Origin of the sequence: Amycolatopsis sp. NPDC006131 (assembly GCF_040614175.1) — a bacterium.
GTDB lineage: Bacteria > Actinomycetota > Actinomycetes > Mycobacteriales > Pseudonocardiaceae > Amycolatopsis_E > Amycolatopsis_E tucumanensis.
The window spans coordinates 1-13,117 of record NZ_JBEXTX010000013.1; the positions used below are offsets into that span (position 1 = coordinate 1).

Below are 13,117 nucleotides of genomic sequence, written 5' to 3' on the forward strand. Positions count from 1 at the left end.
GAAGGAACCGGCGCGGTGGTGGCGGGTGCGAAGCGGGCGGCCGGGTCGCCGACCGTGGGGAACGCGGCGGCCAGCGCGCGGGTGTGCTCGTGCCGCGGCGAGCGCATCACCTCGGCGGACGGGCCTTCTTCGACGATCTCCCCGCGGTACATCACGGCGATGCGCGCGCAGGTCGCGGCGAGCACGGACAGGTCGTGGCTGATCATGATCAGGCCGAGGCCGTGCTCGGCGACCAGGCGGGTCAGCAGGTCGAGCACCTGGGCCTGCACGATGACGTCGAGCGCGGTGGTCGGCTCGTCGGCGATGATCAGCCGCGGGCGGCAGGCCAGCGCCATCGCGATCATCACGCGCTGCTTCTGCCCGCCGGACAGCTCGTGCGGGTAGGCCCCGGCGCGGGACGGCGGCAGGTCCACCGACTCCAGCAGCTCGGCGACCCGGCCGTCGACGTCGGTGGCCGACGGGTCGTGCAGCCGGATCGGTTCGGCGATCTGGTCGCCGATGGTGCGGACCGGGTTGAGCGCGTGCATGGCGCCCTGGAACACCACCGACGCCTTGGCCCACCGCACCGCGCGCAGGTGTCCCCAGCGCATGGTGGTGACGTCCTCGCCGTCGAGCCGGATCTCCCCGGTGACCTTCGCGGACTTGGGCAGCAGCCGCAGCACGCTCATCGCGACCGTGGACTTGCCCGAGCCGGACTCCCCGGCGACGCCGAGGGTCTCCCCCGGCGCCAGCGTCAGGTCCACGCCGCGCACCGCCTCCACGTCCCGGTAGGCGACGCGCAGGTCCTTGATCTCCAGCAGGCTCACGCGTGCTCCCCCTTCAGCCGCGGGTTGAGCACCGTCTCCAGCGCGCGGCCGGCGAGGGTGAACGACAGCACGATCACCACGATCGCCAAGCCGGGCGGGATCAGGTACCACCACGCTCCGCCGGTGACCGCGCCGGAGGACAGGGCGCGCTGCAGCATCTGGCCCCAGGACGGCGCGGACGGGTCGCCAAGGCCCAGGAAGGACAGCGTGGACTCGGCGATGATCGAGTTGCCCACCACGAGGGTGGTGTTGGCCAGCACCAGCGGCAGCACGCCGGGCAGCACGTGCTTGCCGATGACGTGCAGGTGCCCGCCGCCCAGGGCGCGGGCCCGTTCGATGTAGGGCCGCGACTCGATGGTCAGGGTCTGCGCGCGCACCAGCCGGGCCGTGGTGGGCCAGGAGGTGACCCCGACCGCGACGATGATCGTCGGCACGCCGTGCGGCAGCACGGTGGACAGCGCGATCGCCAGCACCAGCGAGGGCAGCACCAGGAAGAAATCGGTGAACCGCATCAGCAGGCCGGAGATCCAGCCGCCGAAGTGCGCGGCGGCGATGCCGACGAGCGTGCCGATCAGCACGGACAGGATGGTCGCGGCGAACCCGACCAACAGCGACACCCGCGCACCCCACAACGTGAGCAGCAGGACCGAGCGGCCGTCGATGTCGGTGCCGAGCGGGAACTCGCCGCTGGGCGGCTGCAAGGGCTTTCCGGGAGCGTTGACCACGTCCAGCCCGGCCGGGTCGGTGATCACCGGCGCGAGCACCGCGAGCAGCACCACCAGCACGAGGACGCCCAGCCCGGCCAGGCCGCCGCGGTCGGCGGCGAACTCGCGCCACACCGAAGCGGCCGCGGCGCGGCGCCGCTGCCAGGCGATCGCGGCGGGGGCGGTCACTGCGCACGCACCCGGGGGTCGAGCACGCGGTAGAGCACCTCGGCGATCAGGTTCATCACGATGACCGAGCCGGCCATGACCACGAAGACTCCTTGCAGCAGCGGCAGGTCCGGCACCCGCAGCGCTTCGTAGGTGAGCAGTCCCAGCCCGGGCCAGGAGAACACGGTCTCGACCGTGACGGTGCCGGACACCACCAGGCCGAACTGCAGGAACACCAGCGTCACGGTGGGCAGCAGCGCGTTGGGCACCGCGTGGCGGCGGCGCACCAGGTCCTCGCGCAGGCCCTTGGCGCGGGCGGTGGTGAGGTACTCGGCGTTCATCTCGCCGAGCAGCGACGACCGCATGACCAGCATGTACTGGGCGTAGATCACCGCGAGCAGCGTGACGCACGGCAGCACCAGGTGGTGGGCGACGTCGAGCAGCTGCGGGAAGAACTCCGGCGGGGTGTCCGGGGAGCGCATGCCGCCGCTGGGGAACACCCCCTGCGTGGCGATGAGCAGCAGCAGGCCCAGCCAGAACTGGGGCATCGACCACAGCGTCAGCGCGATCCCGGTGTGGGTGCGGTCGAACAGGCTGCCCCGCCGCCACGCCGCGCGCACGCCGAGCCACAGCCCGAGCGCCACGGCCAGCACGGTGGCGGTGCCGACGAGCAGCAGTGTGGGGCCGAGCCGCTCGCCGATGAGCGCGCTCACCGGCCGGTTGTAGCCGTAGGAGGTGCCCAAGTCGCCGTGCAGCAGCCCGCCGACGTAGTCCAGGAACTGCCGGTACAGCGGCTGATCGACGCCGAGCCGGGCGCGCAGCTGCGCCAGCTGCTCCGGGCTGGTGGGCCGGTCGCGGGTCAGGGTGGTGACCGGGTCGCCGGGGATCATCCGGAACAGCAGGAAACCCAGCGCGACGACGAGCAGCAGGCTGCCGATCGCGCCGCCGAGCTTGCCGAGCAGGAACCGGGCGGTGCCGGTGCCGCGGCGGGGCTCGTCGAGCTCCGCCGCGGCGGTGGAGAGCGCGTTCGTCACGCCTACTCCTGGTCGTCGGCGGACTTGCGGCGCCGCCCGGCCGCCGTGCCCGCGATGGCCAGGACGACCACGACACCGGCGCCGATCGCGATCCAGGCGCCGCTGGACAGGCCGCCGCTGGAGGACGAGCCGCCCTCGGCCGGGGTCGCGCCGTAGAAGCCCCAGTAGCCGCTCTGCTCCATGATCTGGCCGGTGCCCGCGGGCTGCTTGGTGAAGCTCGCGAAGTTGTCCGAGCGGTAGGCCTCGAGCACGTTGTCGTAGTCCAGCACGATGCTGGGCACCTGGGTGTAGTAGCGGGCCTGGGCCTGCTTCACCAGGTCGGCCCGCTTGGCCGGGTCGAACTCGGTGCTCTCGGCGGCGTAGAGGCGGTCGAACTCGGGGTCGCAGAAGAACGAGGTGCTACTGCTGCTGCCCGCCACCGCGGGCAGGGCCGCGCAGGTCTGCTTGGACAGGATGTAGTCCGGGTCCGGGCTGGTGCCCCAGCCGGAGAAGGCGAGGTCGTAGGTGCCGTTGTTGGTGCGCTCGTCGACCTCGTTGTCGGAGACCAGCTGCTTGGTCGCCTTGATGCCGATCGCGCCGAGCCAGCTGACCACGTAGTCGGAGGCGCGCTGGGCGAAGTCCTCGCTGGCCCGGCCGAGCAGGCGCAGCTCGATGGGCTTGCCGTCCGGGCCGATCCGGGTGCCGTCGGCGCCGCGCGGGTAGCCGGCCTGGTCGAGCTGGGCGTTGGCGGCCGCCGGGTCGAAGTTGTAGCGCTCGTTCGCCGCGGGCTCCCAGTGGTAGGCCGGGAAGGAGGCGGGCACGATGCCGCCGCCGGTCTGGCCGTAGCCGCCGAGCACCTTGTCCACCAGGGTCTGCGGGTCCAGTGCGCGGGCGATGGCCTGCCGCACGCGGACGTCCTTGAGCACCGGGTTGCCGTCGCCGATCGGCTGGCGGGACTGGGTCTGGGCGCCGTGGTTGACGATGATCTCGCGGTAGCGGCGGCCGATCGCCTGGTTCGTGGTGATGCCCTCGGCGTTCTTCAGCGTGTCGAACTGGGTCGACGTGAGCCGGTTGACGAAGTCGACCTCGTCGTTCTTCAGCGCGTTGACCGCGGCCTCGGAGTTCTTGTAGCTGATGAACTGCAGCTCGTCGATCTTGGCGCGGCCGCGCCAGTAGTCCGGGTTGGCCTTGAGCCGGACCAGCTCGTTGGGCCGGTACTCGGTGATCAGGAACGGGCCGTCGCCGACGCCGACGACAGGCACCGAGTCGGTGGCCGGGTCGGTCATGTTCGGCTGGTTCGCCCAGATGTGCTCGGGCACGATCGGCACGTCCAGCGCGGTCATGCTGGCCTGCGGGGTCTTCGTCTTGATAACCAGGGTGCGGTCGTCGGTGGCGGTGACCGACTCGAAGTTCTCGACGTAGGTGCCGTTGGCTTCCTGGGCGTTCTCGTCGGTCATGATCCGCGTGAACGTGTAGGCGGCGTCCTTCGCGGTGACCGGCTGCCCGTCGGACCACTTCACGCCGTCCCGGATCCGGTAGGTCCAGGTGAGCTTGTCCGGCGAGGTGGACCAGGACTCGGCCAGGCCCGGCGCGGGGGTGTTGTCCTCGGCCGAGGGCAGGGTGAGGAACTCCCAGGTCATGCGCCCGACCATGGTGCTGGAGGCGAACGAGGCGAGGAACGGGTTCAGGTGGTCGATCTCCTGCACCAGCGCCACGCGCAGCACCGTGCCGCTCTGCTGCTGCGCCTGGGCCGCGGGCACGAACGGGCCCGCCACCAGCGCCGCGGCGGCCACCGCCGCGCCCACCCGCGTTCGTCTCGGGAAACGCATCCCCACAGGTCCCACCTCTCTGGCTGATTCCGAAACCGGAAAGTAACCACTTCCAAGCACGTGGAGTCAACGACTCACGGGTGGTGTTGCCGAGCCGTGACGTAAGGTCTGGACCATGCGGATCTTGATCTCGGCGGACATGGAGGGCGCCACCGGCGTCACCTGGACCGACGACGTCGTCCCCGGCACCGAGCAGTGGCAGCGCTTCCGCCGTCTGTTCACCGGGGACGTCAACGCCGTGGTCCGCGGCCTGCACGCGGGCGGCGCGAGCGACGTGCTGGTCAACGAGGCGCACTCGTCGCAGCGCAACCTGCTGCTGGAGGACCTAGACGACCGGGCCCGCCTGCTCACCGGGCGGCACAAGCCGCTGTCGATGATGCAGGGCATCGACAGCGGCGTGGACGGGGTGGTGTTCCTGGGCTACCACGCCGGGGCGGGCGAGGACGGGGTGCTGTCGCACACCTACCTGGAGAACCAGATCACCGGGGTGTGGCTGGACGGGGTGCCTGCCAGCGAGGGCCGCCTCAACGCCGCGCTGGCCGCCGAGCACGGGGTGCCGGTGCTGCTGGTGTCCGGCGACGACCGGACGTGCGAGGACGCCGCCGACTACGCGCCGGGCGCGCGGCTGGTCGCCGTCAAGGAGTGCGTGAGCCGCTACGCCGCGGTCTGCCTTCCCCCGTCGAGGACCGCCGAGATGCTGAGCGCGGCCGCACGGGCGAGCATGGACCGTGCGGTGCGGGCGCCGGGTGCGGCCGCCGCGCACCGCATCGAGGTCGAGTTCGACGCGAGCCACCTGGCGCAGGCCGCCGCGGTGGTGCCGACCGTCGAGCAGACCGGTGTGCGCCGGGTCGGGTTCGACGCGGCAACGATGACCGAAGCGATGAAGGCGTTCAAGGTGGTCACGGCGATCGCCGCGGGCGCGGTGCAGGGGAAGTATGGCTAACGTCGAGAGTCTGTGCGCGCAGCTGCTGCGGTTCGACACCACCAACCGCGGCCACGGCGACGCCGAGGGTGAGCGGGACGCGGCGGAGTTCGTCGCGGGCGTGCTCGCCGGCGCCGGTCTCGAACCGGTGGTGCTGGAGTCCGCGCCGCGGCGCACCAACGTGGTCGCCCGGCTCCCCGGCGCCGACCCCACGCTGCCGGCGCTGCTCGTGCAGGGGCACCTGGACGTGGTGCCCGCCGACGCCGCGGACTGGACGGTGCCGCCGTTCGCCGGTGAGGTCCGGGATGGCTACCTGTGGGGCCGGGGCGCGGTGGACATGAAGGACTTCATCGCGATGGTGCTGACCGCGGTGGCGGACGGGCTGCGGCCGCGGCGCGACCTGGTGCTGGCCTTCGTGGCCGACGAGGAGGACCGCGGCGAGTACGGGGCGCACTGGCTGGCCGACGAGCACCGCGAGCTGTTCGAGGGGTGTGTGGCCGCGATCAGCGAGTCCGGCGGCTACACCTACCACGTGCCCGCGGCCGACGGCACGGTCAAGCGGCTCTACCCGGTGGGCACGGCCGAGCGCGGCACCGCGCACATGCGGTTGACGGCGCGAGGCCGGGCCGGGCACGCCTCGCGGCCCAACCACGAGAACGCGGTGGTGCGGTTGATCGAGGCGCTGAACCGGATCGCCGCGCACGAGTGGCCGGTCACGCTGACCCCGACGGTGGAGGCGTTCCTGGTCCGCACCGGCGAGGCGCTCGGCGTCGAGGTGGATCTGTCCGATGTGGAGGGCACGATGGCGCGGCTGGGCCCGGCGGCGAAGCTCGTCGAGCCGACCATCCGCAACAGCACCACCCCGACGATGCTGGACGCCGGGTACAAGGTGAACGTGATCCCGAGCCTGGCGCAGGCCCAGATCGACACCCGGACCCTGCCGGGCACCGAGAAGCAGCTGCTGGACCAGCTCGACGAGCTGCTCGGGCCGGACGTCACACGCGAGTTCGTGGCCCGCCAGCCGGCCGTGCAGGCGCCGGTGGACTCCCCGTGGTTCACCGCGATGGCCGAGGCGCTGCGGTCGCAGGACCCGGAGGCGGTCGTGGTGCCGTACTGCATGGGCGGCGGCACGGACGCCAAGGCGTTCAGCCCGCTGGGCATCGCCTGCTACGGCTTCGCGCCACTGTGGCTGCCCGAGGGCTTCGAGTACCGGGCGATGGCGCACGGCGTGGACGAACGGGTGCCGCTGGAGGGGCTGCACTTCGGGAAGCGCGTGCTGGAGCACTTCCTCACCCACTGCTGACCGGGCAGTGAATGTCCCTCGTGGGTGGCTTGCATAGCGGTGCGGGTGGCGGAACCTGAGGCGGCGCGAGCTGCTCAGGTGGTGAGGCGGCTCCGCCGCTCAGAGCCACAGCTTCACTCCCCCAGCACGGCCGTGGCGAGGAGGGCCACCGCGCGGTCCTCGTCGTCGGTCAGTTGCCGCAGTACGGCGTGTGCGAGGGGTGGTGGCATCTCGGCGAGTGCCTGGGTCAGGCGGAGCCGCACCGCGGAGTCCGCGGCAGCGAGTTCGCCGGTGAGCGCGGTCATCACCTGCTCCGCGTGCCCGGGGTCCAGCGCCAGCGCACCCAGCGCCTCGGCCGCCTCCACGTCGCCGTCACCGGACACCACCATGCCCACCAGCGCCGGCACCGCTGCGGCGACGCCGGACCGCCCCAGGGCCAGCGCCGCGTGCCTGCGCACGATCCCGTCCGGGTCCTTCAGTGCTCCGGTCAGCGCCTCGGTCGCCTCGTCCCCCGGCATCTCCGCGATCGCCAGCACCGCGCGGCGCCGGACTTCGACGTCGTCGGCCCGCAGGCCGGGCACCAGGCTGGCCACCCCGTCGCCGCCGGCGCGCGCGAGTGCCCACCGCAGCGCGCCGGCCACGTTCGCGTCGGGTTCGGCCAGCACCGCCTCGGCCAGCAGTTCGGCGGGCACCGGCACGGCCTCGGTCAGCGCGGCCTGCTGCCGTCGGGCCGCGTAGGGCGAGTTCAGCCCGTGCAGCAGCTCGACGATGCGCAGCACGTCCGGCCAGTCCGACGGCGCGGAGGCGTCGACCGCGCGGAGCCGCTCCAGCAGCTCCTGCTCCCGCCGGATCCGGTCCTCGGTCCGCCGGATGAGGTCCGCGACCAGTGTGGACGGTGTGAACCCGGGATCGGCCAGCGCGCGCCCGATCTGCCGCAGCGACAGCCCGAGGGACCGCAGGCTCTCCACGTGGAAGATCCGGCGGATGTCCTCGTCCGAGTACTCCCGGTAGCCCCCGACCGTGCGGCCGGTCGGGCGCACCAGCCCGAGGGTGTCGTAATGCCGCAGCATCCGGGTGCTCACCCCCGAGCGGCGCGCCACTTCGCCGATCAGCACGACGTGCCCGCCGCGCGTTCCGGGCCGAGCGCGGCCACCCGCTTCGCCTCCTCGACGTCGGGGGCGAACCCGGCGTCCGGGTCACGCAGGAGCCGCTGCGTGGCGCGGGCGTGCGCGCGCACCACCGGGTCCGGGTTCGCCAGCCCCGTCCGAAGGGCCGGCTCGGCCACGTCGCCGAGCGCGACGAGCGCCCGGCTGAGGCTCAGCTGCACCGCCCGGTCGCCCCGGCCCAGCTGTGCGGCCAGGTCCTCGGCCAGCGCGGCGCGCTCCTCGTCGGGCACCAGGACGACCGCGGCCCGCCACGCGCTGCGCGCGACCTCGTCGTCGGCGTCGTGCAGCAACGCGCGGGTGATCGCGGGCCACGCGCTCCGGTCCCCGATCTTGGACAGGGTGTGCAGCGCCTGGCTGCGTGCCTGAGCCCGCCCGGACGTGAGCTCGGCGAGGAGCCGGGGCACCGTGATCTCCGCGGGCAGCCGGGTCAGCGCCCAGGTGAGCATGTCGCGGACGAAGAAGTCCGGCTCGACCGCGCTGCGGGCCACCAGCTCGCCGAGGAGACCGGGGTCGGGGTGCGTGCCTGCCGCCAGCGCGGCCTTGAGCCGCGTGGATGGGTTCCCGGCGCTCAGGGCGCCGAGCAGGTCGCGGTGTGTCGGGTTGATCGGAACCACCTCCGCGTCCCAGTGAAGACCTTGTCACAGTGTCAACGTCAAGCGCGCCGGACGCTGACGCCGGTCAGGACCGAATCCACCAGCCGCGCCAGGTAGCGCCGGTCCGCGCTGCCGCCGCAGAGCAGCAGGTGGAACCACAGCGCGCCCGCGAGCAGGTCCACGACCAGGTCCGCGTCGCCGTCCGCCGCCAGCTCGCCCCGTTCCACGGCCCTGGTGAAGACCGGGTGGTCGCGGGTGAGCCGTGCGGTGAAGAACGCGCTGGTCGCTTCGGCGAGGAGCGGGCGACCCGGCACGGCGGCCAGCACCGCCGCGGTCGCCGGGCGGGTCAGCAGCCGGGACAGGCGGGTGGCCACGGCGAGCAGGTCGCCGCGCAGGCTGCCGGTGTCGGCGACGGGGAAGTCCAGCAGCGCCGAGCCGGTCACGGCCGCGGCGAGCAGTTCGTCCTTCGACGACCACCAGCGGTAGAGGGTCGTCTTGTGCACGCCCGCGCGCTGGGCGGTCCCCTCGATGGTGAGCCCGTCGTAGCCGTGCTCGGTGAGCAGGTCGAGGGTCGCGGCGAAGATCTCCTGGACCCGGCGGGGCGCGGCACCGGTCGGCATGGCCTCACCCTAACCGCAACGCGACGGTGCGTTGCATTGCAACGGTCCGTCGCGTTCCACGGCGGCGCTGATCAGGCTAAACCTGGGGCGGCCGATCGCGGTGCGGGATTCACCCGTCCCTGTCCGGTTTGGGCCAGCTTTGGCGTGGCCGCTTGACGGTGCCCCGGCCCGCGCGTTTCGCTGCCTGACATGGTCCGAACCATTCGCGCGCTGGCCGTCGCCCTGCTGATGACCGGTCTGGTCGCCGCGCCGCCGGCGGGAGCGGAGGCACCGGCGCGGTTCGCGTCGTCGTTCGAAGCCGGCCAGCCCGAGCCGGACTGGGTGGACACGGTGGAGACCGGGCCGGACGGCCGCCCGCTCACCTCGGGCGTGAACGGCGCGAACGGCTCGGCCATCCCGGGCGACGTGCGCGGCCGCGCCACCGGCGCGACCGCGAGCGCGGAGAACACCGGCGCAGGCGAGGTCGCGCTGAACGTGCTCGACGGCAGCCCGGACTCCAAGTGGCTCGCCTTCGCCCCCACCGGCTGGGTGCAGATCGAGTTCGCCGAGCCGGTCGCCATCACCCGCTACGGCCTGACCTCGGCGAACGACGCCCCGGAACGCGACCCCCGGGACTGGACCCTGCAGGGCTCCGACGACGGCGCCACCTGGACCACAGTGGACAGCCAGAGCGGCCAGACGTTCGGCGACCGGCTCGAGGCCAGGGAGTTCCGCCTCGCCGCCACCGCCACGCACCGCTTCTACCGGCTGGACATCACCGCCAATGGCGGCGCGGACATCGTCCAGCTCGCCGAACTGCTGCTCGCCGACGACCAGCCGGCCCCGCCGCCGCTGCCCGCCATGCGGTCCTACCCGGACAGCGGCCCGCCCGGCGGCTACACCAGCAAACCGCGCGCCGGGTTCACCGGGCTGCGTGCCTTCCACTACGTCGGCACCCAGACCGCGCCGCACGGCTACTCCTACAACAAGGTGTTCGACGTGCGGATCCCGGTGCGCGCCGACACCGAGCTGTCCTACACGGTGTTCCCCGAGCTGACCGGCAACGACCTGAAGTACCCGAGCACGAACGTCTCGGTCGACCTGGCCTTCACCGACGGCACCTACCTGTCCACCCTGGGCGCGGTGGACCAGTACGGGTTCCCGCTCAGCCCCCGCGGGCAGGGCGCGGCCAAGTCGCTCTACGCCAACCAGTGGAACCTGGTGCGCTCGGCGATCGGCACGGTCGCCCGCGGCAAGACCGTCGCGCGGATCCTGATCGCCTACGACAACCCGAACGGCGCCGGCTCGTTCAACGGCTGGTTCGACGACATCACGCTCGGGCCCGCCGCGCCGCAGGCCCGCGTGACCCGCCTGTCCGACCACGTGCTCACCACCCGCGGCACGAACGCCAACGGCACGTTCTCCCGCGGCAACAACTTCCCCGCCACCGCGGTGCCGCACGGCTTCAACTTCTGGACCCCGGTCACCGACGCCGGGTCGCTGAACTGGCTCTACCGCTACCAGGAGGGCAACAACGCGCAGAACCGGCCCGCGCTGCAAGCGCTGTCGCTGTCCCACGAGCCGAGCCCGTGGATGGGCGACCGGCAGACCTTCCAGGTGATGCCCTCGGCCGCCGCCGGCGTGCCGGACGCGAACCGGGCCGCACGGGCACTGTCGTTCGACCACGCCAACGAGACCGCCAAACCGCACTACTACGGCGTGACGTTCGACAACGGCGTCAAGGCCGAGATCGCGCCCGCCGACCACGCGGCGGCGTTCCGGTTCACCTTCCCCGGCGGCGACGCGAACCTGATCTTCGACAACTTCGACGACGCCGGCGGCCTCACCCTCGACCCCGCCACGGGCACACTGTCCGGGTTCACCGACGTGCGCAGCGGCAACTCCGCGGGCGCGGGCCGCATGTTCGTCTACGCGGCCTTCGACCGGCCGGTCACCGGCGGGGACATGCTGCCCGGCGAGGGACGGGACCACGTGCGCGGCTACCTGAAGTTCGACCCGGGCCGCGGCGGCGTCGTGGGCATGCGGATCGCGACCTCGCTGATCAGCGTCGACCAGGCGAAGCGCAACCTGGAGCAGGAAATCCCGGCGGGCACGGCGTTCGAGACGGTCCGCTCGGCCGCGCAGGCCGCGTGGGACCGCAAGCTCGGCGTGATCGAGGTCGAAGGCGCCAGCCGGGACCAGCTGACCACGCTCTACTCGAACCTGTACCGGCTGTTCCTCTACCCCAACTCCGGGTTCGAGAACGTCGGCACCACGCGCAGCCCGCGCCCCGCCTACGCGAGCCCGGTCTCGCCCAAGACCGGGCCGGACACGCCGACGCACACCGGGTCGAAGGTCGTCGACGGCGAGATCTACGTCAACAACGGGTTCTGGGACACCTACCGCACCACCTGGCCCGCCTACGCGCTGCTCACGCCGGACATGGCGGGCCGGATGATCGACGGGTTCCTCCAGCAGTACCGCGACGGCGGCTGGGTCGCGCGCTGGTCCTCCCCCGGCTACGCGAACCTGATGACCGGCACCAGCTCCGACGTCGCCTTCGCCGACGCCTACCTCAAGGGCGTGCGGGGCTTCGACGTGCACGCGGCCTACGACGCGGCGATCCGCAACGCCACGGTCGCCCCGCCCAACGAGGACGTCGGGCGCAAGGGCCTGGAGCAGTCGATCTTCCTCGGCTACACGCCGACGTCGACCGGCGAGGGCATGTCGTGGGCGATCGAGGGCTACCTCAACGACTTCGGCATCGCGATGATGGCGCAGAAGCTGGCCGACGAGGCCGCGCCGGACGACCCGCGCCGCCGCGAGTACGCCGAGAACGCCGAGTACTTCCGCGGCCGCGCCCAGAACTACGTGCACATGTTCGACCCCGCGGTCGGGTTCTTCCAGGGCCGCGCCGCCGACGGCACGTTCCGCGTCCCGGCCGGTGAGTACGACCCGCGCGAGTGGGGACACGACTACACCGAGACCAACGGCTGGAACATGGCCTTCACCGTGCCGCAGGACGGGCAGGGGCTGGCCAACCTCTACGGCGGCCGCGACGGGCTCGCGCGGAAGCTGGACCAGTTCTTCGCCACGCCGGAGACCGCCGGGTTCCCCGGGGCGTACAACGGCCTGATCCACGAGATGCGGGAGGCCAGGGACGTGCGGATGGGCCAGTACGGCCACTCCAACCAGCCCTCCCACCACATCGCCTACATGTACGACTTCGCCGGGCAGCCGTGGCAGACGCAGGCCAGGGTGCGGGAAGCGCTGTCCCGGCTGTACCTGGGCAGCGAGATCGGGCAGGGCTACCCCGGCGACGAGGACAACGGCGAGATGTCGGCGTGGTACGTGTTCAGCGCGCTCGGGTTCTACCCGCTGCGGATGGGCAGCCCGGAGTACGCGGTCGGTTCGCCCCTGTTCACCAAGGCCACGGTGCACCTCGCGGGCGGCCGGGACCTGGTGATCAACGCGCCGAAGAACAACGCCCGCAACGTCTACGTGCAGGGGCTGCGGGTCAACGGCCGGACGTGGAACTCGACGTCGCTGCCGCACGACGTGATCGCGGCCGGTGGCACGCTGGACTTCGCGATGGGCCCGAGCCCGTCGCGCTGGGGGGCGACGGAGGTCCCGCCCTCGCTCACGACGGGCGACTCGCCGCCCCAGCCGCCCGCGGACCTGACGACGCCCGGCGGGCCGCTGTTCGACAACACCTCGGCCACCCAGGCGCGCCCGCTGGAGACGGTCGACTGCCCGGTCCCCGGCCCGGTGGCCGCGACGTTCTACACGCTCACCTCGGCCAAGGAGGCGGGGGACCCGAGCGCGTGGGTGCTGGAGGGCTCGGCCGACGGGCAGACCTGGACGCCGCTGGACAGCCGCTCCGGGGAGACGTTCACGTGGCGGCAGCAGACGCGGGCGTTCAAGATCGCCGAGCCAGGCGCGTACGCCCACTACCGGCTGCGGATCACGAGCAGCACAGGCGGCGCGGCGGGATTGGCGGAGGTGGAACTGCTCGGCACGAAGTGAGCGGGGTGG

General features: G+C 72.6%; 10 protein-coding genes. 3 read left to right on the forward strand and 7 right to left on the reverse strand.

Annotated elements, in window-relative coordinates; all coding sequences use genetic code 11:
- The 4 genes from ABZ215_RS09895 to ABZ215_RS09910 form a co-directional block, all read right to left on the reverse strand.
- A partial coding sequence (locus ABZ215_RS09895; RefSeq protein ID WP_354949102.1) for an ABC transporter ATP-binding protein occupies positions 1-806 on the reverse strand: 806 nt, incomplete at its 3' end.
- Positions 803-1,699: an ABC transporter permease gene (locus ABZ215_RS09900; protein ID WP_020417946.1), complete on the reverse strand. Its 897-nt coding sequence runs from the start codon at positions 1,697-1,699 to the stop codon at positions 803-805. The genes ABZ215_RS09900 and ABZ215_RS09895, both read right to left, overlap by 4 nt.
- Complete coding sequence (locus ABZ215_RS09905) at positions 1,696-2,712, reverse strand: ABC transporter permease (protein ID WP_354949105.1); 1,017 nt, start codon at positions 2,710-2,712, stop codon at positions 1,696-1,698. Before ABZ215_RS09905 ends, ABZ215_RS09900 begins: the two co-directional genes overlap by 4 nt.
- Before the next feature lie 2 nt (positions 2,713-2,714).
- Positions 2,715-4,520, reverse strand: a complete 1,806-nt coding sequence (locus ABZ215_RS09910; protein ID WP_235716111.1) for an ABC transporter substrate-binding protein — start codon at positions 4,518-4,520, stop codon at positions 2,715-2,717.
- Between the two features lie 115 nt (positions 4,521-4,635).
- On the opposite strand from ABZ215_RS09910, the gene ABZ215_RS09915 reads away from it, so the two are divergent.
- Both ABZ215_RS09915 and ABZ215_RS09920 read left to right on the forward strand, forming a co-directional pair.
- Positions 4,636-5,463, forward strand: coding sequence for a M55 family metallopeptidase (locus tag ABZ215_RS09915; RefSeq protein ID WP_354949107.1), 828 nt, complete (start codon positions 4,636-4,638; stop codon positions 5,461-5,463).
- Positions 5,456-6,745 carry a M20/M25/M40 family metallo-hydrolase gene (locus tag ABZ215_RS09920; RefSeq protein WP_354949109.1) on the forward strand — a complete coding sequence of 430 codons (1,290 nt, stop codon included), beginning with the start codon at positions 5,456-5,458 and terminating at the stop codon, positions 6,743-6,745. The genes ABZ215_RS09915 and ABZ215_RS09920 overlap by 8 nt, the downstream gene beginning before the upstream one ends.
- Positions 6,746-6,858: 113 nt before the next feature.
- Here the strand turns inward: ABZ215_RS09920 and ABZ215_RS09925 are convergent, their stop codons facing one another.
- From ABZ215_RS09925 to ABZ215_RS09935, 3 genes are read right to left on the reverse strand one after another with little or no spacing between them, the layout of a single operon-like run.
- Positions 6,859-7,839, reverse strand: coding sequence for a HEAT repeat domain-containing protein (locus ABZ215_RS09925; RefSeq protein ID WP_354949111.1), 981 nt, complete (start codon positions 7,837-7,839; stop codon positions 6,859-6,861).
- Positions 7,833-8,504 carry a HEAT repeat domain-containing protein gene (locus ABZ215_RS09930; RefSeq protein ID WP_354949113.1) on the reverse strand — a complete coding sequence of 224 codons (672 nt, stop codon included), beginning with the start codon at positions 8,502-8,504 and terminating at the stop codon, positions 7,833-7,835. The genes ABZ215_RS09925 and ABZ215_RS09930 overlap by 7 nt, the downstream gene beginning before the upstream one ends.
- Positions 8,505-8,542: 38 nt before the next feature.
- Entirely contained in the window at positions 8,543-9,103 is a 561-nt protein-coding gene (locus ABZ215_RS09935; protein WP_354949115.1) for a TetR/AcrR family transcriptional regulator, read from the reverse strand.
- 189 nt (positions 9,104-9,292) lie between these two features.
- Here ABZ215_RS09935 and ABZ215_RS09940 point away from each other — a divergent pair, with 189 nt between their 5' ends.
- Positions 9,293-13,108 carry a GH92 family glycosyl hydrolase gene (locus ABZ215_RS09940; RefSeq protein ID WP_354949117.1) on the forward strand — a complete coding sequence of 1,272 codons (3,816 nt, stop codon included), beginning with the start codon at positions 9,293-9,295 and terminating at the stop codon, positions 13,106-13,108.
- Positions 13,109-13,117: the final 9 nt, after the last annotated feature.